Source organism: Erythrobacter sp. BLCC-B19 (assembly GCF_028621955.1).
Lineage (GTDB): Bacteria > Pseudomonadota > Alphaproteobacteria > Sphingomonadales > Sphingomonadaceae > Erythrobacter.
Map to the genome: position 1 here is coordinate 3525759 of NZ_CP117516.1, position 23304 is coordinate 3549062.

A 23304-nucleotide genomic window follows, 5' to 3' on the forward strand; every position below is an offset into this window, starting at 1 on the left:
GAGAGAGCCATGCTGACCATCCACCACCTGCGCCTGTCGCAATCCGAACGCATCGTCTGGCTCGCCGAGGAGCTGGGGCTGGAATATGATTGCAAGCTCTACACCCGCCGCACCGACAACCGCCTCGCGCCTGATGAATACAAGGCGCTGCACCCGATGGGCATTGCCCCCGTCATTACCGACGGCGATCTGGTGCTGGGCGAGAGCGGCGCGATCATGGACTATATCATCGCCAAGTATGCCCCCGATACGGCGCTGGTGCCGGGCGTGGACCATCCGGACTTTGCCGATCACCTGTTCTACTACCACTGGGCCAACGCGACCTTCATGACCAACGGCATGATGGCGCTGGTGGCGCAGTTCATGGGTGCAAGCGAACTGCCCCCCTTCGTCGCCGACCGGGTGCAGAAAGGCTGGGCGATCGTCGAGAAGCGGCTGGGCGAAGCGGACTATTTCGGCGGATCGCAGCTGACCACGGCGGACATCATGATGGGCTTCCAGCTCACCACCAGCCGCGCGATGAGCGGCATGAGCATCGATCACCTGCCCAACCTGAAGGCCTATCTGAAGCGCATCGGCGAACGCCCAGCGTACCAGCGCGCTATGGCCAAGTGCGAACCGGGGATGCCGCCCAAGCTGGATTGAGGGGGCAATTGTCCCGCCATTCATAGGTTTAAGCAGAAAAAGCACCAAATGCATCGAACCGCGCCTATTGCGCTGGGGCCCTGCTCTGCCATATTCTCCACTTGCTAGGAGAATTATTGAAATGGCTAAGCCTGGTCAGCACGTGGTACCGTCGGCGGACGGATGGAAGGTTCGGCGTGCCGGGTCGTCAAAGGCGTCAAGCACACATCCTACACAACAAGAAGCGATTGACGCAGCAAAGCGCATTGCACGTAACCAAAAGACGGAACTCTATGTTCATGGACGCGACGGACGCATCCGCGAACGAAGTTCTTTTGGCAATGACTCTCACCCGCCAAAAGGATGAACGAGGCACCTGCATTCGAGCGTTCAGTTTTCATCAACTGCCCGTTCGATGCAAGCTTTGCCCCAATGCTACAGGCACTCGCGTTCTGCGTCGTAGATATTGGCTTTATCCCAAGGCTTGCGCCAGAAAACTCTGACAATGCTGCAAACCGATTAGATCGGATAATTGAACTTGTGGCCAAGTCAAAATTCGGCATTCATGACTTAAGTCGCTGCAAAGCCTCGACCGCGGGCGAGTACGCGCGGATGAATATGCCTTTCGAATTGGGAATAGATCACAGTTGCGCCCGATTTGGGGTAGGTCCCTTAAGCACCAAACGCATACTGATCCTTGAAAACTCTAAGTATGACTATCAGAAATGCCTTTCGGATATTGCGGGTTGGGATATTGAGTCCCACGACGGAGATTACTTGAAATTGATCCGAAAGGTTCGCAATTGGCTCGTGAGGCAGGAAGGCTCTTACCCGATTGGCGCGGCGCAAATCGAAACTGATTACGCGACATTTCAGGAATGGTATTGGGAGCGCGAGCTATCGAGGGGCGCGACTGAAAATGACATTCTCGAATACCCCACGATCAATATGATCCTAGCGATGCAGGAGTGGCATTCGGCAGGAAAGCCAGCCGAATGGCTGTAGGCTTGAGTTAACTGCAAGATGCAAAATGCACTATCCCCTCACACCCCTTCGCGCCGCAGCAACTCCGCCTTGATCTCAAGCCCATAGGCATAGCCCCCCAGCGTGCCGTCCGCCGCGATCACGCGGTGGCAGGGGATCAGCACCGCGACATGGTTAGCCCCGTTCGCCCCGCCGACCGCGCGGCTGGCCTTGGGGTTGCCCAAAGCCGCCGCCAGTTCGCCATAAGACCGCGTCTCGCCTGCCGGGATGCGGCGCAACTCCTCCCACACCCGCTGCTGGAACGCGGTGCCGTGGACGTCGAGCGGGATCGCGGCGCTGCCCGGCCCCGGTTGCTCGACCGCCGCCACAACCTGCGCGAACAGAGCGCGGAAGTCCTCGCCGGCGGGCACCAGTTCGGCGCGCGGGAACCGTGCCTGCAACTCGGCCTCGCCCTCCCCGAAGGCAAGACAGCACACACCCTTGTCGGTCGCGGCTACCAGCATGTCACCGAGCGAGGTCGCCAGCACCGTCCAATGCACCTGCTTGCCCGCCCCGCCCTTGCGCCACTCGCTCGCTGTCATGCCCAATTTGCCTCGTGTTGCCGTGTAGAAGGTTTTGGGCGCGTCAAAGCCCGCCTTTGACAGCGCTTCGGTCACGTTCAGACCCGCGCTGAGCGCCGCGCGCACCCGATCCTCGCGCAAGGCCTTGGCAAAGGCGGCAGGCGAGAGGCCGACGGTGCGTTTGAACAGGCGCTGGAAATGCGTGGGGGTGTAGCCGGTGAGGTCGGCCAGCTGGTCCAGCGTCATCGCCCCCTGCTCGCGGATCGCGGCCATCGCGGCGAGCACGCAGGCCTCCTCGGCGCTTTGTGTGTTGGGCGAGCAGCGTTTGCACGCCCGCAAACCGGCTTTTGCCGCCGCCTGTGCGCTGGGATAGAACCGCACATTCCTGCGCAATGGCGCCCGCGCCGGGCACGAAGGGCGGCAATAGATCCCGGTCGAATGAACGCCGGTGACAAAGGCGCCGTCGAACCGGCGATCCTTGTCCAGCACCGCCTGCCAGCGGGCATCATCGGAGATGTTCTCAAAATGTTTCACGTGAAACAATTTGCCACACCCCGGTGATGCGCGCACCCCTCTGGTTTGCGCTCAATGTCGGGCGATCAGGCGCCGGCCGGGGCGATCGAGGCGGCGATGGTCCGCGTCCGGGCCTTGAGTTCGGCATCGGTCACGCCCATGCCTTCGACCGCATAGGCGTTGACGTTGATGAACTGGCCTTCGATCACGGTCATGCAGATCAAGCCGCTGATCTTGATGGTGCCGTTCTGGCCCACCACGTCGCCGCGCAAGGCCATGTAGACGCACATATCATCCTGCCCGATGTAGCGGGGCACGGTGTTGGTGAGCTTGACGGTGTTTCCGGTACCTTCGGCGACTTCGCGCGCGGCATCATCAAGCGCATCATCGACGAGCTGCTGGCCATTGGCGGTCTGGAGCTCACGCGCGATCAGCGCGAGGAAATCTGCGCGCGGCATATCGACAGGCATCGCCTCGCGCGGCGATTTGATGTGGACATAGTCCTCGCCAAAGGTGCCGCAGCGTTCGAGATCGGCGTGGGTGAGGTTCATCGAATCGAGCGCCGCCGACCTCTCGGCCAGGGCCACGGTAGCGCCAGAAGGCAGGCAATAGCCCTGCGGGACAGGCACGGTGAAGGCCTTGCCGCCGACCGAGAAACGGTGCTGCGCCGCACCTTGGGCCGCGGCCATGCCGGGCACCAGCGCGAGCGCCGCCAAGGCCAGTGTCACATAACGAATGCCAATCATTGCTGCCCCCGTGTGCATTGGGTAGATCATGGGTTTACGGCAGGCATTGCAGCTATTGCTGCCGGATCAAGGATTTTCTCGCGATGCATGGCTCCCGCCCCCGGTCATTCCCCTTGCCCCGGCTGATCGCGGCGCTTTTGTTGGCGGGCATGATGCTGGCAGGCCTTGTGCGCACAGGCCCGCTCGCCGCCGATCCGGGCGACGTTGAGGCCGCCTCGCGCGGCGTGGTGCGGGTGGTGATCATCGGCGAGGAGAACGACCAGCCCACGCCCGTCAGCCACGGCACCGGCTTTGCCGTCTCGCCCACCCGCATCGTCACGAACGCCCATGTCGTCGCCGAGGCCGCGCAGGACGATACCTTGCGCATCGGCATCGTCCCGCCCGAAGGCGCAGGCGGTGCCTTTGCGCGGGTGGTGGCGATCTCGCCCAAGAACGATCTGGCGCTGCTGGAGATTGCGCAAGGCTCCCTGCGCCTGCCTCCGCTGGCGCTGGCGGGCAGCATCGATTCGAAACTCGGCGAGGTTTCGGCGGTCGGCTATCCGATGAATGTCGATCTGGCGCAGGGGCTTGATATGGCGGATATTTTCCGCGCCCAGCCGCCGGTCAAATCGCGTGGATTCTTATCGGGGGAGCGGCCCAGCCGCCAGTTCGACACGATCCTCCACACCGCGCCCATCGCGCGGGGCAATTCGGGCGGGCCGCTGCTCGATCCGTGCGGGCGGGTGATTGGGGTCAACTCGTTCAGCGCGGATTCGGCGAGCGGGGATGCGGAGTTCTACTTCGCGGTGTCCTTGCGCGAACTCGGCCCGTTCCTGCGCAATAACGGGGTCGAGCCGGTCACCAATGCGCTGCCCTGCCGCTCGATCGACGAGCTTAATGCCGAGGAACGCCAGCGGCTTGAGGCGGAACAGTCCGAAGCGCGCGAGCGGATGGCGCAGCGCGCCGAGGAATTGCGCGAGGTGCGCGAGAAGGCGCGGCTTGCGGCGCAGATGGAGGTGCTGGGGCAGCGCGAGAACCGCATGGCCGCCGCGCTGATCGCGCTGCTTGCTGCGATCGGCGCAGGCTATGCCGCGCTGGTGTGGCGCGGGGACGAGGCGCGCCGCACCCACGTCCGCCTCGCCGCCGCAGGCTCCGCCGCCGCGCTGCTGGGGGCGGTGCTGCTGTGGATCACCCGTCCGGGGCTTGCCGAAATCGAAGACCGGGTCGCCGCCGCGGTCACCAAGGCGCAAGGGGGCGAGACGGACGGCTCTGCCCCTGCCGCCGCCGACGCTGCTGCCGAAGGCGCGCTGATCTGCACCCTCGTCCCTGATCGCAGCCGCGTGACCAGCGCCCGCACCGATGATGTCGCCTTCCAATGGCAGGCCGATGGCTGCGTCAACGGGCGCACCCAATATGGTCTCGGTCAGGGCGGGGAATGGCAACGCGTGTTCGCCGCCAAGGAAGACGAGGCTGTCGCAGTCAACACCTATGACCCCGATACCCGCACCCTGCGCACCGACCGTTACCTGTTGGGGCAGGAGGCGCTCGCCGCCGCGCGTGAGGCCCGCGCGGCCTACACGCCGCCTGCCTGCGGAGTCAGCGACGGGGCGCGCACGCTGGGCGAACAGCAGTCGGCACTGATCGCCAAGCTGCCCGAACGGCCCAACGAGCGGCTGGTCTATAGCTGCACCGCCAAGGCAGCCGGCGCAAAATGAGCCGCCGCAAGACATGGCTGGCGCTGATCGCGGGGGCGATTCTTGTGCTGGCGGGCGGGCGCATGGCGCTGCGCTATCTCGACTGGCACTGGACCGAAGCGGCGCGGACGGACGTTGCCCAATTGCAGACCCTCGCCACCTCGGCCTGCCGCTGCACCCGCGAAAAGGGCGAGGCAGCGGAAGCCGCCTGCTGGCAGGACTACAAGGCGGCCATCGCAGATTACAACGTCAGCAGTGTCGCAACGATGTGCGCTCCCATCTCGACCGAACTCGATTGCATCACCACTGCTGCGGGCGAGGAATGCATTGTCACCGGCTACGGCAACGGAATCTGCACCGAAGGCGAGGCGCAGGCGGTTGAGGCCGCCTATAGCGCGGCGTGGAAGGCCGAGGGCGATTTCGAAACCCTCGACGAGGCCGCACAGCGCCGCGCCAACGACCGGGCCAATGCCGCCTTCGACGCCATTCTCGAGCGCATCAAACGCGGCGAGACAGTCACCGCCAGCGCCCCATCGGGAGGCTGCGCGGGATAGCCACTGGCCCGCCCTCAATTCGCACTTGCACAATTACTGCCCCCGACGGCTTGCAGGAACCGGAATCAATTGCTAGGCGCGCGCCAACTTTGACGGGGTGCCCTTGTGCGCGCTCCGACCCCAAAGCCCAAGCAAGACCCCTTACGAGTATTCCGAGAGGACGAGACGCGCGTGGATATTTCCGCCGGTATCAAGGCTAGCCTGGCTGGACGCTATGCCTCGGCCCTGTTCGATCTGGCTGCCGAGAATGGCAAGGTGACCGCGGTCGAGAAGGATCTCGAGACGCTGGGCGCTGCGCTGGCCGAATCGGCCGATCTGGCTGCGCTCACCACCAACCCCGAACTCGCCCGCAGCGCCCAAGGCGCAGCGATGGCGGCGGTGGCGAAGAAGCTGAAGCTTTCGGCCCTCACCACCAACTTCCTCGGCGTGCTCGCGGCCAACCGCCGCCTTGCAAAGATGCCGGGCATCATTTCGGCCTTCAAGGCGATTGCCGCCGCGCAGCGCGGTGAAGTCACCGCGACCGTCACCAGCGCGCATCCGCTGAGCGACGATCAGATCGCCGCCCTCAAGACCAAGCTGACCGCGCGCGAAGGCCGCACCGTCATGCTCACCGCCGCGGTCGATCCCGACCTGCTCGGCGGCCTCGTCGTCACCATCGGATCGCAGCGCATTGATGCCTCGATCCGCACCCGTCTCAACTCGCTCGCCAAGGCCATGCAGGCTTAAAGGACACGATAATGGAAATCCGCGCCGCAGAAATCTCGAAGGTCATCAAGGACCAGATCGCCAATTTCGGCACCGAGGCCGAAGTCAGCGAAACCGGCACCGTGCTGTCGGTGGGTGACGGGATCGCCCGCATCCACGGCCTCGACAAGGTGCAGGCCGGCGAGATGGTGGAATTCGCCAACGGGGTGCAGGGCATGGCCCTGAACCTCGAAGCTGACAATGTCGGCGTCGTGATCTTCGGCTCGGACAGCGAGATCAAGGAAGGCGATGTCGTCAAGCGCACCGGCACCATCGTCGACGTGCCGGTCGGCAAGGGCCTGCTCGGCCGCGTGGTCGATGCGCTCGGCAACCCGATCGACGGCAAGGGCCCGATCGTCGCTGAAAAGCGCAGCCGCGTCGAAGTGAAGGCGCCGGGCATCATCCCGCGCGAATCCGTCTCGGAACCCGTCCAGACCGGCCTCAAGGCGATTGACGCCCTCGTCCCCGTCGGCCGCGGCCAGCGGGAGCTGATCATCGGTGACCGCCAGACCGGGAAGACCGCCGTCGCGATCGACACCTTCATCAACCAGAAGGAAGCCAACGCGGGCGACGACGAGAAGAAGAAGCTTTACTGCGTCTATGTCGCGGTCGGCCAGAAGCGTTCGACCGTTGCCCAGATCGTCAAGCAGCTCGAAGAAAACGGCGCGATGGAATATTCGATCGTCGTCGCCGCGACCGCTTCTGAGCCCGCCCCGCTGCAGTACCTCGCGCCCTACACCGGCTGCGCGATGGGTGAGTTCTTCCGCGACAACGGTATGCACGCCGTGATCGTTTATGACGACCTTTCGAAGCAGGCCGTCGCCTACCGCCAGATGTCGCTGCTGCTGCGTCGTCCTCCGGGCCGCGAAGCCTATCCGGGTGACGTGTTCTACCTCCACAGCCGCCTGCTCGAGCGTGCGGCGAAGATGAACGAGGAAAACGGCCACGGCTCGCTGACCGCGCTGCCGATCATCGAAACCCAGGCGGGCGACGTGTCGGCCTACATCCCGACCAACGTGATCTCGATCACCGACGGCCAGATCTTCCTCGAAACCGGCCTGTTCTATCAGGGTATCCGCCCCGCCATTAACGTCGGTCTCTCGGTGAGCCGCGTCGGCGGTGCTGCCCAGACCAAGGCGATGAAGAAGGTTTCGGGCTCGATGAAGCTCGACCTTGCGCAGTACCGCGAAATGGCGGCCTTCGCGCAGTTCGGCTCGGACCTCGACGCCGCGACCCAGAAGCTGCTCAACCGCGGTGCGCGCCTGACCGAGCTGCTGAAGCAGAAGCAGTTCTCGCCGATGCCGTTCGAAGAGCAGACCGTGTCGATCTACGCCGGCACCAACGGCTTCCTCGATTCGATCCCGGTGAACCGCGTGAACGAATACGAAGCGCAGATGCTCGACTTCATGCGCCGCGAACACGGCGACGTGCTGGCCGAGATCCGCACCTCGAAGAAGTTCGAAGGCGAAGTCGCCGACAAGACCAAGGCCGCGCTCGAAGCCTTCGGCAAGCAGTTCGCTTAAGGACGCCCCGCAGTGCCCTCACTCAAGGAACTCAAGGGCCGGATCAACTCGGTCAAGTCGACCCAGAAGATCACCAAGGCCAAGCAGATGGTCGCGGCGGCCAAGCTGCGCCGTGCCCAGGCTGCGGCCGAGGCGGCGCGGCCCTATGCCTCGCGCCTCAGTGCGGTGATGGCATCGCTGGCGAGCAAGGTGTCCGGCTCGGCCGCGCCCAAGCTGCTGGCCGGCACCGGCGCGGATCAGAAGCACCTCCTCGTGGTGGTCAACACCGACAAGGGGCTGTGCGGCGGTCTGAACTCGAACCTCGTCAAGGCCGCCAAGGCCAAGGCGAAGGAACTGCAAGCCGCTGGCAAGACCGTCGAATTCTACCTCGTCGGCAAGAAGGGCCGCGCGCCGCTGAAGCGCGAATTCCCCTCGCTGATCGGCGCAGGGTTTGACACCAGCAACGTCAAGACCCCGGGCTTTGACGAGGCCGGAGCCATCGCTGATGAACTGATCGCGATGTTCGACAGCGGCGCCTTCGATGTCGCGCACCTGATCTATCCGACCTTCAAGTCGGCGCTGGCGCAGGATCCGACCGTCCGTCAGCTGATCCCCGTCCCTGCCCCTGCTGAAGCGGTCGCCGCCGATGCCGTGGTCGAATACGAGCCGAGCGAGGAGGAAATCCTCGAAGAACTGCTGCCGCGCTACCTGCGCACCCAGCTGTTCGGCGCGCTGCTTGAGCGTGAGGCTTCGGAACAGGGCGCCTCGATGACCGCAATGGACAACGCCACGCGCAACGCGGGCGAGCTGATCCAGAAGCTGACCATCCAGTACAACCGCAGCCGTCAGGCCGCGATCACCACCGAACTCATCGAAATTATCGCGGGCGCTGAAGCGCTCTAAACGAAGGCTAGGAACGAAAAATGGCCACCGCCGCTCTCAACCAGACCACCAACGGCACGATCTCGCAGGTCATCGGCGCCGTCGTCGACGTGCAGTTCGAAGGCGAGCTGCCGCCGATCCTCACCGCGCTCGAAACCAAGAACGGCGACAAGACGCTGGTGCTCGAAGTCGCCCAGCACCTTGGCGAGAACACCGTGCGCACCATCGCGATGGACGCGACCGAGGGCCTGACCCGCGGCAGCGAAGTCGTGAACACCGGCGCGCAGATCTCGGTGCCGGTCGGTCCGAAGGTGCTCGGCCGCATCATGAACGTCGTCGGCGAAGCGATCGACGAACGCGGCCCCATCGGCGCGGAAACCACCGCCCCGATCCACGCCGAGGCTCCGGCCTTCATCGACCAGTCGACCGAAGCGGCGATCCTTGTCACCGGCATCAAGGTGATCGACCTCCTCGCCCCCTACGCCAAGGGCGGCAAGATCGGCCTGTTCGGCGGCGCGGGCGTCGGCAAGACCGTGCTGATCCAGGAACTCATCAACAACATCGCCAAGGGCCACGGCGGCGTGTCGGTGTTCGCCGGCGTGGGTGAGCGCACCCGCGAAGGGAACGACCTCTACCACGAATTCCTCGACGCGGGCGTTATCGCCAAGGACGCCGAGGGCAATGCGACCTCGGAAGGCTCCAAGGTGGCGCTCGTGTTCGGCCAGATGAACGAGCCCCCGGGCGCCCGTGCGCGCGTCGCCCTGTCTGGCCTGACCATGGCGGAATATTTCCGCGACGTCGAAGGCCAGGACGTGCTGTTCTTCGTCGACAACATCTTCCGCTTCACCCAGGCGGGTTCGGAAGTGTCGGCGCTGCTCGGCCGCATTCCCTCGGCGGTGGGCTATCAGCCGACGCTGGCGACCGACATGGGCAAGCTGCAAGAGCGCATCACCTCGACCACCAAGGGCTCGATCACCTCGGTCCAGGCGATCTACGTGCCCGCGGACGACTTGACCGACCCGGCGCCTGCGACCTCGTTCGCGCACCTTGACGCGACCACCACCCTCAGCCGTGCGATTTCGGAACTCGGCATCTACCCGGCGGTCGACCCGCTGGACTCGACCAGCCGCGTTCTCGAACCCCGCGTCGTCGGTGCCGAGCACTACGAAACCGCCCGCCGCGTTCAGGAAATCCTGCAGAAGTACAAGAGCCTGCAGGACATCATCGCGATCCTCGGGATGGACGAGCTGTCGGAAGAGGACAAGCTGACCGTCGCCCGCGCGCGCAAGATCCAGAAGTTCCTCAGCCAGCCCTTCCACGTCGCAGAAGTCTTCACCAACATCCCGGGCGTGTTCGTCCAGATCGAAGACACCGTGAAGAGCTTCAAGGCGGTTGTGGACGGCGAATATGACCACCTGCCCGAAAGCGCCTTCTACATGGTCGGCGGGATTGATCAGGCGGTCGAAAAGGCCAAGAAGCTGGCCGAAGAGGCGTAAGGCATCATGCCCCTCCACTTCGAACTCGTCACCCCTGCCAAGCTCGTCCGTTCCGAGGACGTCCACATGGTGGTCGTCCCCGGCACCGAGGGCGAATTCGGCGTGCTCGAAGGCCACGCGCCCTTCATGAGCACGATCCGCGATGGTGCGGTGCAGATCTTCGCCAGCGCCAATGCCGCGCCGGAAATCATTCAGGTGCGCGGCGGCTTTGCCGAGGTGAACGAGAAGGGCCTCACCGTCCTTGCCGAACACGTCGAGAGCTGATCGGCCCCACCGGAACTGACGCAAGAGGGCGGGCCGATTGGTCCGCCCTTTTCCGTTTATCCCCTTCACTTTGCGCCTGTCCCTCGGCACAACGGGCCGCAGCATTTCCCGAGGAGAGGACGCTTGAAACTTGTCTCCACTTTCGCACTGGCACTCGCAATGAGCATCGCAAGCACCACTGGCGCAAGCGCGCAGGAAACCCCGGCAGACGGTGTCCCCGGCCCCGCGCAGGACCCCTATATCTGGCTTGAGGAAGCCCGCAGCCCTGAGGCCCTGGACTGGGTCGCCAAGGAGAACGCCCGCACCCTCGCCGCCTTCGAAGCCGATCCGCGCTATGCCAAGCTCAAGGCCGATGCGCTGGCGATCTTCGACAGCAACGACCGCATCCCCTTCGTCAGCTTCCGCCCCGATGGGCTCTACAATTTCTGGCAGGACAAGGCGAACCCCAAGGGCGTGCTGCGCCGCACTAGCCTCGAAAGCTACCGCACCGATGCGCCCGAATGGGAGGTGGTGCTGGATGTCGATGCACTCGCCAAGGCCGAAGGCAAGGAGTGGGTCTATCAGGGCTCGACCTGCCTGCCGCCGGCGCAGAACAAGTGCATGATCGCGCTGTCCGACGGGGGCGAGGATGCCACCATCATGCGCGAGTTCGACATGGCCACCAAGGCCTTCGTCGAAGGCGGCTTCGTGCTCGACCAGAAGAGCCAGGGCGGCGTGCAATGGATCGACGCGGACACGCTGCTGGTCGGCCGCAGCTTTGGCGAGGGCACCCTCACCGAAAGCGAATATCCTTTCACCAGCCGCGTCTGGAAGCGCGGGACACCGATCACCGCAGCCGAGGAAATCTTCCGCGGCGAGCCTTCTGACGTATGGGCGGGCGCAACCCTGCTGCGCGACAATAAGGGCACGATCCACGCCCGCACCGCCTTCCGCGGGATCAGCTTCCACGAGAGCCTCAATTACGTCTGGAAGGACGGAAAGTGGCTGGAGCTCGACATCCCCAAGAAGGCCGGGCTCTATGGTATCGTCGATGGCCACCTGCTGATCTCGACCGATGAGGACTGGGCCACCGATGGCCAGACCTTCCCAGCCGACAGCCTGATCGCGGTCAATCTCGAAGAATGGAAGGCCAACCCCAACGGCGCGAAGAAGACGCTGGTGTGGGCGCCGGGTGAGCGCCAGACCAAGCAGGGCGGCGCTGTCACCGGTTCGTCGCTGTTCGTGGCGCTGCTCGACAATGTCGTGGGCAAGGTGCTGCAGTTCAATTTCGAGGGTGGCAAGTGGGTATCGAAGCCCGTGCCCTTGCCCGACAATGCGACGCTCGGGATCGCCGCCTCGTCGGACGAGACCGACCAGATCATGTACACCGTGAGCGGTTTCCTTGAGCCGACCACGCTCTATTACACCGATGGCACCGCGCCCCCGGCGGTGCTCAAGACCAGCCCGGCCTATTTCGACCCCGCCGGGATGGAGGTCGAACAGCACGAGGCGACGAGCAAGGACGGGACCAAGATCCCCTACTTCATCGTCAAGCCCAAGGGGATGAAGGCCGATGGCTCCACCGCGACGCTGCTGACCGGCTATGGCGGGTTCCAGGTGCCGCGTCTGCCCGCCTATCTCGGCTCGACCGGCAAGCTGTGGGTCGAGAACGGCGGGGCCTATGTGCTCGCCAACCTGCGCGGCGGGGGCGAATTCGGCCCGCAATGGCACCAGACCGCGATCCGCGAGAACAAGCAGCGCACCTGGGACGATTTCATCGCGGTGGGCGAGGATCTGGTGAAGCGCGGCTTCACCTCGCCTGAGCATCTCGGCATCCAGGGCGGATCGCAAGGCGGGTTGCTGGTCGGCACCTTCTTCACTCAGCGGCCCGACCTGCTCAATGCGGCGATCGTGCAGATCCCGCTGTTCGATATGCTGCGCTATCACCTGATCGGGCGCGGGGCTTCGTGGATCGGCGAATATGGCGACCCGCGCATCCCCGAACAGCGCGCCTGGATCGAAGGCTATTCGCCCTATCAGAAGATCGTCGCGGGCGTCGATTACCCCGCGCCGTTCCTTTGGGCCTCGACCGCGGACGACCGTACCCACCCCGCCCACGCGCGCAAGGGTGCGGCCAAGCTGAAGGAGCTCGGCCAGCCCTATTACTACTTCGAGGACACCACCGGTGGCCATTCGGGCGGGGTCGACAATGATCAGCGCGCCAAGCTTCAGGCGCTGCAATTCATCTACCTGATGCAGCGGCTGATGGGCCCGACCCCGGCCGCAGGCGAGTAATCCCGCCCTTCCGTGTCATCCGAAAGGGGGCGGCGCCGGCGCGGTGCCGCCCCCTTTTTGCGTTAGTCTGTCGCGGGTAATCCAACTGCCTGTAAAACAAGCCGACACTTTGCCCTCAACTCGTCGCACCCCGCGCACGGTGCGTTTCAACAACGCTCTGTTAACCCTGTCTGGCAAGGTCTCGTTAGGCCTCCCCGTCAACACTCGGCCCATCGGGGGCGATGACGAACAGCGACGAGGAGCACATCCGATGGCCTACCCCAGAAACGTGTCGATCGCCGATGCGATCAAGAGCTATTACGCCCTGCCCAAGACCCACCGTGTCCACTGGTCGAAAGCCCGCAAGGACGAGGTCGTGCGCGCCGTCCACGACAAGGCGATCAGCTTCCACGAGGCGCGCGAACGCTACCTGCTGAGCCGCAGCGAGTTCGAGCAGTGGGAGGCTGACTACCTTGCAAGCGCAGGCGACAGCGAAGGCGCAAGGGCCGGGATGCAGGACGCGTGAGGCGCTGGCCTCACTTTGCCGCGACGGGGATCAGCACCTCGTTGCGGCGCAGTGGGCCGGGCACCATCGGCGCGTCGTAGAAGGCAAATTCAGCCTCGCCCGCTGGCATCAGGCCCGCTTCACGCATCCAGTCGCGCAGCCGTGCTTCCATCAGCGCGAGATCGCGCGCGGCTCCGTTGCCGGCAAACCGCACCGCCGCCATCCGCCGCGCGGGCATCTGCGTGAGCGTAATGTCCGAAGGCGCGGGCGGTAGCGTTTCGAGCGTGTACTTTGCGGGCATCACAAACCGCATCCGCCATTCGCCGGGCTGGGTCTCGTCCTGCAAGACCGGCGCGGTCATGGCGATCTTCTCGCCGCCCGCGGGGCGATCCTGTGCGAAGATATAGGCGGCAAGGCGGCGGAAGCTCGCACCGCTAGCGCCTTCGCGGCTGCCGGTGTGGGTGACTTCGGCGACCACCAGCGCGGGGTAATCGCGCAGTTCGAAATCGCCCTCGGCCTGCACCAGCGCGAAATCGGGCTGCTCGGTCTGGCGATACTGGGCATAGGCAGCCGCCGCGCCGACAACGGCGAGGCCTGCTCCGGCGGCGATCCAACGTGCAGCTTTCATCGGGGTGCTCCTGATCGGGTTCCTGCCTGATCAGTGAGCCAGCCGCCGCAAGGTTCCCGCATTCGTCGGAACGATGCGGCGCTCTGTCGTATCGCTCTAGCGCGTGGGCGCGTCGAAATCGGCGGGCTTGTTGGCGATCCAGGCGACGAATTTGGCAATCGCGGGGTTTGCGCGGATCGTGTCCGCATCCTCGCCGATGCGCGCCAGCTCATTATTGGTGAAGTTGGCGTGGATGGTCTTGTGGCAGATCGGGTGGATCGGCACCTTCACCTTGCCCTTCTTGGACTTGGGGGTCGGGTGATGCCACTGGACGATGTCGCCCAGGGGACGCCCGCACAGCCAGCAGGTGAGGGTTTGGGGTTCGTCACTCATTGCCGGGAGGGTCCGCTCTGATGGTTTCTTCAGTGAAAAGCTCGCGCTCATCCTCCCAGATGGCGTTTGCAGCCTCGTTCCGGAGGGGGATCATATCAGGATCTTCGCACAGCTTGATGTCAACGAACTTGCCTGCCCGCTCGATCACGATCCCGTCGCTGATTGCGGGGCGGTTGCCATTCTCGTCGAAACCGGTGCGGACCATACGGCTGAAAACAATGTAACGCGTATCACCATTGTCGAAGGCGATCTGGCCCTCGCCGCCGCCGGAATACATCGTGTAGGCGTAGCTGCCGCCGTTCAGCTCAAGCTCGGCCGTGTCGCGGCCAAAGCGGTATCGTCCATGCCACTCGCTCACGCCGCACACGGCAACCCGCTTGCCGTCCTTGAGTTTGCAGGCAAAAACGGGCGTTTCGTCGGCGGCGCAGGCAAGTTTGGCGCTGGCCTTTGCGGGAGCCGCTGTGGGGTCCGCTGTTGTGGCAGATGAAAACGGAGCGATCTCCGCTTCACTCGCACCAGCCTCACCAGCCGGTTGCCCCTGGCACCCCGCCAGAAGCGCGAAGGCCGTCAGGCCGAGCGCCCGCACCCTCACCCCTTCTTCTCCGCCGCCTTCTTCTTCTTCATTGTATCATGGAAGCGGTCGGCCCAGCCGTCCTTCACCAGCTGTTCGGCGCGCACCATGCGCAGTTCGCCGGGGGCGACATCGCGGCTGACGGTGGAGCCTGCCGCGACGATCGCATCCGCGCCGATGGTCACGGGCGCGACCAATGCCGAGTTGGAGCCGATGAAGGCGCGCTCGCCGATCACGGTCTTGTATTTGAAATAGCCGTCATAATTGCAGGTGATGGTCCCTGCGCCGATATTGGCGCCTGCGCCGATGGTCGCGTCACCCAGGTAGGTGAGGTGGCTCGCCTTGGCCCCGGCGTGAAGCGTGGCGTTCTTCACTTCGACGAAATTGCCGATGAAGCTGCCTTCCTCCAGCACCGTGCCGGGCCTTAGCCGCGCGAACGGCCCGACCTTGACCCCGCTCGCCAGCGAAGCGCCCTCGATGTGGCTGTTGGCGCGGATCAGGACATGGTCGGCGACGCGCACGCCGGGGCCAAAGAAGACGTTTGGCTCAATCGTGACATCGCGGCCCAGCACCGTGTCGTGGCTGAAGAATACCGTGTCAGGCGCGATCAGGGTCGCGCCTTCATCCATCGCCTTGAGACGGCGCGCCGCCTGCCAGCGCGCTTCAGCGGCGGCGAGTTCGGCGCGGCTGTTGATCCCCGCCACTTCGTCCGCACTGTCGGCCACGATCACCGCGCAGGGGCGGCCGTCGGCGATGGCGATATTGACGATGTCGGGAAGATAATATTCGCCCTGCACATTGTCGTTGCCGACGCGGGCGAGCAGTGCGAACAGATCCCCGGCGCGCGCCGCCAGCAGGCCGGAATTGCACAGGTGGCACGCCCGCTCGCCCTCGTCCGCATCCTTGTATTCGACCATCTTGACGATCGCGCCCGCATCATCGGCGATCACCCGGCCATAGGCGAGCGGGTCTTCGGGCTCGAAGCCGAGCACGACGACTGCGGGGACATCGGGCCCGTGGAGCCGTTCGAGCATGGCGCGCATTGTCGCCGCCTTGACGAAGGGCACATCGCCATAGAGCACCAGCACATCGCCCGCGAAACCCGCCAAGGCGCCCTCGGCCTGCTGCACCGCGTGGCCCGTCCCGAGCTGCGGCTCCTGCAGGCAGGTCACCGCACGGCTCCCCACAGCGGCCTCGATCTGATCGCGGCCCGCGCCGACCACCACCGCCGTGCGCTCTGGCCCAAGCTCGGCCACGCTCGCCATCAGGTGATCGAGCATCGGATGTCCGGCAATCTTGTGCAGCACCTTGTGGGTGTCGCTCTTCATGCGGGTGCCCTTGCCCGCAGCAAGGATGATGGCGGCGAAGGGAGAGGTGGTGGTATCGGTCATGCTTGCCCCTGTAATCGCACCCGCGCCTGCCAGCAAATGCTTGCGGTTTGAAGAACCTTCCGCCACCCGTCCCCCATGAAAACCATCCCTTTCGACGCGATCGGCTTCGATCTTGACGGCACCCTGCTCGATACCTTCCGCGATCTGGGCGCTGCGGTGAACCATGCGCTGGTGCTGGGCGGGTTCGAGGCGGTGTCGGTTGAGACCTCGAAAGACCTGATCGGCGGCGGGGCCAAGATCATGCTGGCGCGCGCGGTTGAGGCGCAGGGCGGATTGCCGGAAGCGGAGTTCAAGCGGCTCTACAAGGCAATGCTCGGCTTCTACGAGGCGAACAACGCAGTCCACACGGCCCCCTATCCCGGCGTTCGCGAGGGGCTGCGCGAGCTGGCAGCAGCGGGTGTGCGCATGGCGGTGGTGACCAACAAGTTTGAAGCCTTCGCCCGCTCCGTCCTTGCGCAGCTCGATCTGATCGACGCCTTCGAAACGGTGATCGGTGGCGATTCCATGGGCAAAGGGCCGGACGGCCAGTTCCTCGCCAAGCCCCACCCCGCCCCCGTTCTTGCCGCGCGCGAAGCTCTGGGCGGCGGGCGCTTCGTGTTTCTGGGCGATTCGACCTATGACGTGCGCGCCGCCAAGGCGGCAGGCGTTCCGGTGATCGCGGCGGCATACGGCTATTGCGACAGGCCGCCGCATGATCTGGGCGCGGATGGCGTGATCGATTCGTTCACGGATCTGATTCCGACCCTGAAGACCTTCGTTCCGTCGACCTGACCCTACGGCATCGCCACCTGTCAGTTCGGCTGTTGCAACGCTCGCGCGAAAGTGCCACGCAGCGCGCCGCATATCGGTTTACGCGGGCGTAAAGCACGCCCTCTCACATCCAAGAGGAGAGAGAATCCCATGACCATCAGCTTCAAGGACAAGGTCGCCATCGTCACCGGTGCAGGCGGCGGGCTCGGCAAGGCTTACGCGCTCGAACTCGCCCGCCGCGGCGCGAAGGTCGTCGTCAACGATCTCGGCGGATCGCGCGATGGCACCGGCACCTCGGACGCGGCCGCGCAGGTCGTCGCCGAAATCGAAGCGATGGGCGGCGAAGCCATCGCCAACGGCGCGTCGGTCACCGAATTCGACCAGATGGAAAAGATGATCGCCGACGCCAAGCAGAAGTGGGGCGGCGTTCATGTCCTCATCAACAACGCGGGCGTGCTGCGCGACAAGACCTTCGCCAAGATGGAACCGGCCGACTTCGAATTCGTCGTCAAGGTGCACCTCACCGGTTCGGCCTTCGCCACCAAGGCCGCTTGGGAAACCATGCGCGAGCAGGGCTATGGCCGTATCCTGATGACCGCCTCCTCGACCGGCCTTTTCGGCAATTTCGGTCAGGCGAACTACGGCGCGGCCAAGCTTGGTCTGGCGGGTCTTACGAAGACCCTGGCGCTGGAAGGCGCGAAGTACAACGTGCGCGTCAACACGCTGTCGCCGGTTGCGGGCACCCGCATGACCGAAGACCTCTTCCCTGAAGAAGCCTTCAAGCTCTTCGCGCCCGAAAACGTCGTGCCGGCCGCGCTGTTCCTCGTCAGCGAAGACGCGCCGACCAACGCCATCGTCGGCGCAGGCGCGGGCGGCTATCACTCCTCGTGGACGGTGATGAACGATGCCGTCTGGCTGCCGGAAGGCGAGCGCACCCTCGAAGGCTTCGCCGCGCGGTGGGAGGAGATCAATTCCTTCACCAACCTCGTTGCCCCGCAGTCGGGCAGCGAGCAGTCGGGCAACATTCTGCGCGCGATGCAGAAGGTCACCGGTACGGGGCCGAGCTCGGCGCGGGGTTGAGCCGCCTTACTGTATTGACAAACTAAGACACCGGGCGCACTCTCCCGCCAAATCAAGGGGGAGGGATGCCCGGTGTATAGTGATGATGATCTCAATTCCGCCGTCGCAGCAGGCGCGCTGAGCGCGGAAGCGGCGGCGAATTTCCGGGCACACATGAGCGCAATGCGCGCCCTGCCCCACGCATCGGAAGAAGACTTCCGGCTGCTGAACTCGTTCAACGACATCTTCGTCAGCATCGGGATCGTGATCCTGCTGGTCGCACTCGGCGCGATCGGGCAGGCGCTGGCAGGCGTAATCGCGCCCGAGCCATTGTGGCCTGATCTCGGCGTCCCGGCCTTCGGCGAATTGTCGGCTGCGCAGGAAGCGGCAATCGACGCCTATGATGCCGCGTCCAATCGCAACAACGCGTTCACCGCCTTGCTGGCAGGGCTGTTCGTGGCCGCTGCCGCATGGCCGCTGGCGCTGTTTTTCACTGCCAAGCGCCGCATGGCCCTGCCGTCGATCCTGCTGCTGCTCGCCTTTGTCGGCGGGGTCTTCGCGACCGGCATGGGCCTTGTGCTGCTGACGGAGGCAGGCTCCAACGAGAACGACACCCTGGTGGCCGTGCTCGTCGCAGGCGCGGCGCTGGTGGCAGCCGGCGCGGCATGGCTGCACTGGCGGCGGTTCATGGTGCCGATCACGGTTGCGGCGGGCTCTGCCGCCGTCGCAGGCACGGTGCTGGCGCTGCTGGCAGCCGCGATTGGCCCCGACAACCTCTCCGAGCGGCTCGTCCTCTCCCTTGTGCTGGTGGCTGGCCTGTGCGTCTTCGCCTTCGCGATGCGGTGGGATATGTCGGACCGGGCGCGCACCACGCGCCGCTCTGACGTTGCGTTCTGGCTCCACCTGCTTGCCGCGCCGATGATCGCGCATCCGATCTTCGCGCTGCTCGGTGTGACCGATGGCGACAATCCGGGTGTCGGCGCAGCGGTGGCCGTGCTCGGCGCCTATATCGCCTTCGGTCTGGTCGCGCTGGCAACCGACCGGCGCGCGTTGCTGGTCTCGGCGCTTGCCTATGTGCTGTTCGCGCTGACCTTCCTGTTCCGCGAATTCGGCGCGGTCGAACTGAACTTCGCGCTGACGGCGCTGGTGATCGGGTCGGCGCTGCTCAGCCTCTCGGCCTTCTGGCAACCGATCCGGCGCGGGGTGGTGACGCTGCTGCCATCCGGCCTTCAGGCGATGCTCCCGGCAACGGAAGAGCCCGCCTACGCCCCGCCTGCCGGAGCCAGCCCGGCATAAGTGCCCGTCTGCCCTTGCAATTCAGGGCGAGCAAGACAGAATGGCCCCGTCAGGCGATGGTCTGACGGGGCTCTTTCTTTGGGGCCAAGCAATTGGGGGCGCAAACGTGATCGAGAAGAGTAACCTGCGCATTTACGCGCTGCTTTCCACCATTGCCGCATGGGTCGTGATCGCCATTGCCCTGCTGACAGTGGTGCTGATCGCCTTTTGGTTTTCGAGCGAGACGCGGATTTCGCCCGTCAATCCCTTTGCCATCGGCATCGGCCTTGCCAGCATCCTGGGCAATACGATGTTCATGCTGGCAGCCATCCCCTTGCTGCTATGGGTCTACACCGCCCACGCCAATCTGCGCGCCGTGGGGGTGACAGGCCTGCGCCATTCCCCGGCTTGGGCGACCTTCAGCTTCCTCGTGCCCATCGCCAACCTGTTCGTGCCCTTCGTGGCGATGCGCGAACTGGCCAATCGCAGCGCGGGCGAGCCAGCGGAATTCGCCGAATCGACGGTCGATGATGTCACCAGCTGGTGGAGCTGCCTGATCGTGGGATCGGTGATGGGTGCGATGGTGGCAGCGACAGTGCTGGTCGATGCCGTCCCCGGCCTTTATGTCACCACGCCGATCGAGGCGGTGATGGCGCTGCGTCTGTTTTCCCTGCTGCTGAACGCCGGATCGGCCTATTTCCTCGTCAAGGTGATCCGTCAGGTCACGCAGAACCAGCTGAGCGGATCGGCCGAAGGCGGGGTGTTCGAGTAAGCGCGGGGCTATTCATCGACCGCCTTGAGCAGCCGTCGCTCGACCGGCGCAAGGACACCGGCAAGATCGTGTCCGCGCTTCAGGATCTGGCCGTGTTCGCCAAACAGCGTCCACATTCCCTGCTTGGCGCGCAACGCGGGGCGCTTTTCGACGCGCGCCTGCGGGCGTTCGGCGGCGCGGCGGAAGGCCGCGAAGGTTGCCGCCTGGCGGGTGAAGTCCATCGCGTAATCGCGCCATTCGCCAGCTGCGACCATGCGGCCATAGAGGTCGAGAATACGCATCAGCTCCGCGCGTTCAAACCCGACCTGATCAGCCCCGCGCACCTGCGGGAAGGCGAGCACCTGCCCTGCCCCCGGCGGCGGGGTCTGTCGTCCGCTGGCTCCGCTCAATCGCCCGCTCCGTTCAATCCGAGGTTCCGCTCTTGCGCAGCTGCACCGGCTCGGGCGAAGGTGCGGCCCCGCCGCGTTCGGCGAGCAGTGCCTTCATCACCGCCATCTCCTCGCGCATGGCCGCCATCTCCGCTTCGAGCTTTTCGACGCAATCGCGATTGGTGCGGGCGCCTTGCTCATCGCACGGGGGATCATCGCAGGGCGTGCCGTAGGGGATGAATTCGCGCAGCCATTCCTCGGCCGGAACGAGGGTCGAACGGGCCTTCAACCCGATCATCGTCGCCCCTGCGGGCACATCGTCGGTGACCACCGCATTGGCGCCGACCCGCGCACGTTCGCCGACCACGATCGGGCCGATGATCTGCGCGCCAGACCCGATGATGACATTGTCCTTCAGCGTCGGGTGGCGCTTGCCGCCCTTGCCGTTGGCCGGGTTTGTGCCGCCCAGCGTGACGCATTGGTAGATGGTGACATTGTCGCCGATCTCCGCCGTCTCGCCGATCACGGTAAAGCCATGGTCGATGAAGAAGTTCTTCCCGATGGTTGCGCCGGGGTGGATATCGATTGCCGTGAGCAGGCGGGAAATGTGGTTCACCACCCGCGCGAGGAAATACATCCGCGCTTCGAACAGCCAATGCGCGATCCGGTGGAAACCCAGCGCCCACACGCCGGGATAAAGCAGGATCTCCCAGCGCGAACGCGGTGCGGGGTCGCGAGCGCGGACAGAGTCCAGATAGTCGATCAGCCGGTCAAACATGGCCCGTCATATTCCCACCAAAGTGCAGCCGATGCAATCCGGCTGCTAGAGCAGGCGCTGTTGCTCCGGCCCGTGCAGGGCTTCAAGCGCGGCGCGCCACACAGACATGGTGGCAGGCGACTGGCGTTCAAGAGAGATACGGTCAATTGCCGCCACCAAGGCCTCGATCGCGGCGAAGCTGCGCTCCGTGCGGGGGACGCAATAATCCGCCGCTCCCTCGGGCAGGCTCAGCCCGCGGGCCTCGGCATGGGCCAGAATCAACTCGCCCGCCATCGCATCGTCGGGCGCACCAATGGCCAGTTGGAGCGATCCGCCGATCCGCGAGGCAAGGTCGGGCAGCGCGATGCGCCAGCCCTCCTCCGCGGCATTGACCACCAGGAGCAGCGCCCCGCCCTCACGGGTGCCGCCCTGCTGCACGGCGTTCCAGCGATGGAACAGCGCGGTCTCATCCCACGTTTCGGCATCGTCGATCACTTCGAGCGTGTCGCCGTGCAGCCCCGCCGCCCAGCGCGCCAGCAGGCTCTTCCCCGACCGCGCCGGGCCGGTAAGGACGGCGACATGGAAGGGCCAGCGATCCGGGGACTGCAACGCCTCGATCACCGCGGCATTGGCATCGCCCACCACGATCCGCTGCGCCCCCGCAGGCACGCGCGCGGCGAGCGGCAGGGCGATTTGCGAAGGCTCGGCCACGCGCGCGGCCTTATCGGCTGATGGCGAGCGCGTTTGCCCCTCGCCGCACATTGAACCCGCGCGCTTCGAGCGCGGCGGCCAGATCGTCGAGCGAACCGGCAAAGCTGACGCTCATCACCGAAGTCCCGCCGATGGCGGTGCTGGTCACGCCCACGCCGCGCACTCCGCCCGTGCCGCGCACCGCGCCCAGCGCATTGTCGAAGGCGGCGGCATCGGGTGTTGCGAATTGGACGGTGATGCTGCGCACCGGCGCTTCGCCCGGTTCGATCCCGGTGACGGACTGGGGCACGATCTGCGGCACCGCACCCGTAGCCGCTGCCGCCTCGGCAGCCTTGCGGGCCTGCGCCGCGCGGCCGATCTCGATCAGGCGCTGGATCGCCGGATCAATGGCGCCGCCCGCCCCCAGCCGCAGGCTCGGATCGGGGCGCAGCTTGCCTTCGGCTAGCGCGGTGGTGAAGATCCCGTCCATCCGCTCGACCGCCTGGGCCAGCATGGTTGGCACCGCATCGGGGTTTTCCACCTTGAGGCGGAAACTTTCGAGCGGCCGGCTGTCCGGGCCGAAGCGCGCGGTGAAGGTGCCGGTCACAGGCCCGCCGGGGAACTGATGGTCGAGCCGGACGAAGGCCATCAGCACATCGGTCGCGCCATACTGGTCGAGCGTCGAGCGCCACCATGCGCGGCTGCGGCGGTTTGCCTGCCCGAAATTGACCAGCAGCGAATCGCCCCCTGCGCCAGACAGACGCACGTAATCGATCCGGCTTTGCCCCGGGTTGAACTCGGCCCAGGCACGCTGCCAGGGGTTGCGCTGTTCGAAGGTAACGTAAGCGCCCCCGCTCTCCATCACCGGGATCACCAGCAACGGCGCCGATCGCACCGCCTGCGCTGCCCCTCCGAGATAGGCGCCCGCGCGCTGGCGATCGAACACCACGCCAAGGGTCGCGATGTAGCGCCGTGGCCCGAGCCGCTCCTTCTCGATCACGATGGCCGAAACGAGCCCTTCGAGCTGGCTGTCGGAAATCTTGGGCCCCTTGAGCTTTTCCCACGCCTTGCGCTGTGCCTCGCGCCAGCCATTGGAGCGCGCGTCCTCGGCGCTCTTTCCCTGAACATCGACGCTGATCCCGCGCACTTCGATGTCGGCGCTGGCGGCAGTCGGCGCGATCCCGCGCTCGCCTGCGACCTGCGCGATCACCGCATAGCCGCCGCCCAGCAGGGCAAGCGCCAAGCCCGCACTGCCCAGCCAGCGCCGCAGCGGTCGGGATGGGGCCGCTGCCGGGCCGGAAAGGGAAAGCGTGGCGCTCATGGGGAAAATCGCGTCTCCTTTGCCCAATGGCGAGTGGAATTCCAAGCGCG

General features: G+C 65.3%; 26 protein-coding genes. 16 read left to right on the plus strand and 10 right to left on the minus strand.

What is annotated here, in order from left to right; genetic code table 11:
• Positions 1 to 9 precede the first annotated feature (9 nt).
• The 3 genes from PS060_RS16580 to PS060_RS16590 all read left to right on the plus strand — a co-directional run bounded on the left by PS060_RS16580 (position 10) and on the right by PS060_RS16590 (position 1629).
• Entirely contained in the window at positions 10 to 645 is a 636-nt protein-coding gene (locus PS060_RS16580; protein WP_273984610.1) for a glutathione S-transferase family protein, read from the plus strand.
• 121 nt (positions 646 to 766) lie between these two features.
• Positions 767 to 991, plus strand: coding sequence for a DUF2188 domain-containing protein (locus PS060_RS16585; protein ID WP_273984611.1), 225 nt, complete (start codon positions 767 to 769; stop codon positions 989 to 991).
• Positions 988 to 1629 carry a hypothetical protein gene (locus PS060_RS16590; RefSeq protein ID WP_273984612.1) on the plus strand — a complete coding sequence of 214 codons (642 nt, stop codon included), beginning with the start codon at positions 988 to 990 and terminating at the stop codon, positions 1627 to 1629. Before PS060_RS16585 ends, PS060_RS16590 begins: the two co-directional genes overlap by 4 nt.
• A 38-nt stretch (positions 1630 to 1667) precedes the next feature.
• Here the strand turns inward: PS060_RS16590 and ada are convergent, their stop codons facing one another.
• Positions 1668 to 2702, minus strand: coding sequence for a bifunctional DNA-binding transcriptional regulator/O6-methylguanine-DNA methyltransferase Ada (gene ada / locus PS060_RS16595; RefSeq protein ID WP_273984613.1), 1035 nt, complete (start codon positions 2700 to 2702; stop codon positions 1668 to 1670).
• A 65-nt stretch (positions 2703 to 2767) separates the two neighbouring features.
• Positions 2768 to 3427, minus strand: a complete 660-nt coding sequence (locus tag PS060_RS16600) for a hypothetical protein (protein ID WP_273984614.1) — start codon at positions 3425 to 3427, stop codon at positions 2768 to 2770.
• Positions 3428 to 3576: 149 nt separating this feature from the next.
• On the opposite strand from PS060_RS16600, the gene PS060_RS16605 reads away from it, so the two are divergent.
• From PS060_RS16605 to PS060_RS16645, 9 genes are all read left to right on the plus strand, one after another.
• Positions 3577 to 5121 carry a trypsin-like peptidase domain-containing protein gene (locus tag PS060_RS16605; protein WP_273984615.1) on the plus strand — a complete coding sequence of 515 codons (1545 nt, stop codon included), beginning with the start codon at positions 3577 to 3579 and terminating at the stop codon, positions 5119 to 5121.
• On the plus strand, positions 5118 to 5654 hold the full coding sequence (locus PS060_RS16610) for a hypothetical protein (protein WP_273984616.1): 537 nt from the start codon (positions 5118 to 5120) through the stop codon (positions 5652 to 5654). The genes PS060_RS16605 and PS060_RS16610 overlap by 4 nt, the downstream gene beginning before the upstream one ends.
• 171 nt (positions 5655 to 5825) lie before the next feature.
• Positions 5826 to 6380, plus strand: a complete 555-nt coding sequence (locus PS060_RS16615) for a F0F1 ATP synthase subunit delta (RefSeq protein WP_273984617.1) — start codon at positions 5826 to 5828, stop codon at positions 6378 to 6380.
• Positions 6381 to 6391: 11 nt separating this feature from the next.
• Positions 6392 to 7921, plus strand: coding sequence for a F0F1 ATP synthase subunit alpha (gene atpA / locus PS060_RS16620; RefSeq protein ID WP_273984618.1), 1530 nt, complete (start codon positions 6392 to 6394; stop codon positions 7919 to 7921).
• 12 nt (positions 7922 to 7933) lie between these two features.
• Positions 7934 to 8803, plus strand: a complete 870-nt coding sequence (locus PS060_RS16625; protein WP_273984619.1) for a F0F1 ATP synthase subunit gamma — start codon at positions 7934 to 7936, stop codon at positions 8801 to 8803.
• 20 nt (positions 8804 to 8823) lie between these two features.
• Positions 8824 to 10278 (plus strand): F0F1 ATP synthase subunit beta, encoded by a 1455-nt coding sequence (gene atpD, locus PS060_RS16630; protein WP_273984620.1) that lies wholly within the window; start codon positions 8824 to 8826, stop codon positions 10276 to 10278.
• Positions 10279 to 10284: 6 nt separating this feature from the next.
• Complete coding sequence (locus PS060_RS16635) at positions 10285 to 10542, plus strand: ATP synthase F1 subunit epsilon (RefSeq protein WP_273984621.1); 258 nt, start codon at positions 10285 to 10287, stop codon at positions 10540 to 10542.
• Positions 10543 to 10701: 159 nt separating this feature from the next.
• Positions 10702 to 12816 carry a prolyl oligopeptidase family serine peptidase gene (locus PS060_RS16640; RefSeq protein WP_273984622.1) on the plus strand — a complete coding sequence of 705 codons (2115 nt, stop codon included), beginning with the start codon at positions 10702 to 10704 and terminating at the stop codon, positions 12814 to 12816.
• A 250-nt stretch (positions 12817 to 13066) separates the two neighbouring features.
• Positions 13067 to 13321: a DUF1153 domain-containing protein gene (locus PS060_RS16645; RefSeq protein WP_273984623.1), complete on the plus strand. Its 255-nt coding sequence runs from the start codon at positions 13067 to 13069 to the stop codon at positions 13319 to 13321.
• Between the two features lie 10 nt (positions 13322 to 13331).
• Here the strand turns inward: PS060_RS16645 and PS060_RS16650 are convergent, their stop codons facing one another.
• From PS060_RS16650 to glmU, 4 genes are all read right to left on the minus strand, one after another.
• Positions 13332 to 13928: an SOUL family heme-binding protein gene (locus PS060_RS16650; protein ID WP_273984624.1), complete on the minus strand. Its 597-nt coding sequence runs from the start codon at positions 13926 to 13928 to the stop codon at positions 13332 to 13334.
• Positions 13929 to 14024: 96 nt separating this feature from the next.
• Complete coding sequence (locus PS060_RS16655) at positions 14025 to 14300, minus strand: HNH endonuclease (protein WP_273984625.1); 276 nt, start codon at positions 14298 to 14300, stop codon at positions 14025 to 14027.
• Entirely contained in the window at positions 14293 to 14886 is a 594-nt protein-coding gene (locus PS060_RS16660; RefSeq protein ID WP_273984626.1) for a hypothetical protein, read from the minus strand. The genes PS060_RS16655 and PS060_RS16660 overlap by 8 nt, the downstream gene beginning before the upstream one ends.
• Before the next feature lie 2 nt (positions 14887 to 14888).
• The gene (glmU, locus tag PS060_RS16665) at positions 14889 to 16262 is read right to left on the minus strand and encodes a bifunctional UDP-N-acetylglucosamine diphosphorylase/glucosamine-1-phosphate N-acetyltransferase GlmU (protein WP_273984627.1); all 1374 of its coding nucleotides are present in this window, start codon (positions 16260 to 16262) and stop codon (positions 14889 to 14891) included.
• 75 nt (positions 16263 to 16337) lie between these two features.
• On the opposite strand from glmU, the gene PS060_RS16670 reads away from it, so the two are divergent.
• The 4 genes from PS060_RS16670 (at position 16338) to PS060_RS16685 (ending at position 20118) form a co-directional block, all read left to right on the plus strand.
• A complete protein-coding gene (locus PS060_RS16670) occupies positions 16338 to 17033 on the plus strand; it encodes an HAD-IA family hydrolase (protein ID WP_273984628.1) in 696 nt (231 codons plus the stop codon).
• A gap of 129 nt (positions 17034 to 17162) precedes the next feature.
• Complete coding sequence (locus PS060_RS16675; protein WP_273984629.1) at positions 17163 to 18092, plus strand: SDR family NAD(P)-dependent oxidoreductase; 930 nt, start codon at positions 17163 to 17165, stop codon at positions 18090 to 18092.
• Positions 18093 to 18164: 72 nt separating this feature from the next.
• Positions 18165 to 19367, plus strand: a complete 1203-nt coding sequence (locus PS060_RS16680) for a hypothetical protein (RefSeq protein ID WP_273984630.1) — start codon at positions 18165 to 18167, stop codon at positions 19365 to 19367.
• Between the two features lie 106 nt (positions 19368 to 19473).
• Positions 19474 to 20118: a DUF4328 domain-containing protein gene (locus tag PS060_RS16685; protein WP_273984631.1), complete on the plus strand. Its 645-nt coding sequence runs from the start codon at positions 19474 to 19476 to the stop codon at positions 20116 to 20118.
• A gap of 8 nt (positions 20119 to 20126) precedes the next feature.
• Here the strand turns inward: PS060_RS16685 and PS060_RS16690 are convergent, their stop codons facing one another.
• Genes PS060_RS16690 through PS060_RS16705 form a run of 4 tightly spaced genes read right to left on the minus strand, consistent with a single transcriptional unit; the run spans position 20127 to position 23254 of the window.
• The gene (locus PS060_RS16690; protein ID WP_443112392.1) at positions 20127 to 20507 is read right to left on the minus strand and encodes a DUF2794 domain-containing protein; all 381 of its coding nucleotides are present in this window, start codon (positions 20505 to 20507) and stop codon (positions 20127 to 20129) included.
• A 13-nt stretch (positions 20508 to 20520) separates the two neighbouring features.
• The gene (epsC, locus tag PS060_RS16695) at positions 20521 to 21264 is read right to left on the minus strand and encodes a serine O-acetyltransferase EpsC (RefSeq protein WP_273984632.1); all 744 of its coding nucleotides are present in this window, start codon (positions 21262 to 21264) and stop codon (positions 20521 to 20523) included.
• A gap of 45 nt (positions 21265 to 21309) precedes the next feature.
• Entirely contained in the window at positions 21310 to 21954 is a 645-nt protein-coding gene (locus PS060_RS16700) for an HdaA/DnaA family protein (protein ID WP_273984633.1), read from the minus strand.
• 10 nt (positions 21955 to 21964) lie between these two features.
• The gene (locus tag PS060_RS16705; RefSeq protein ID WP_273984634.1) at positions 21965 to 23254 is read right to left on the minus strand and encodes a heavy-metal-associated domain-containing protein; all 1290 of its coding nucleotides are present in this window, start codon (positions 23252 to 23254) and stop codon (positions 21965 to 21967) included.
• Positions 23255 to 23304: the final 50 nt, after the last annotated feature.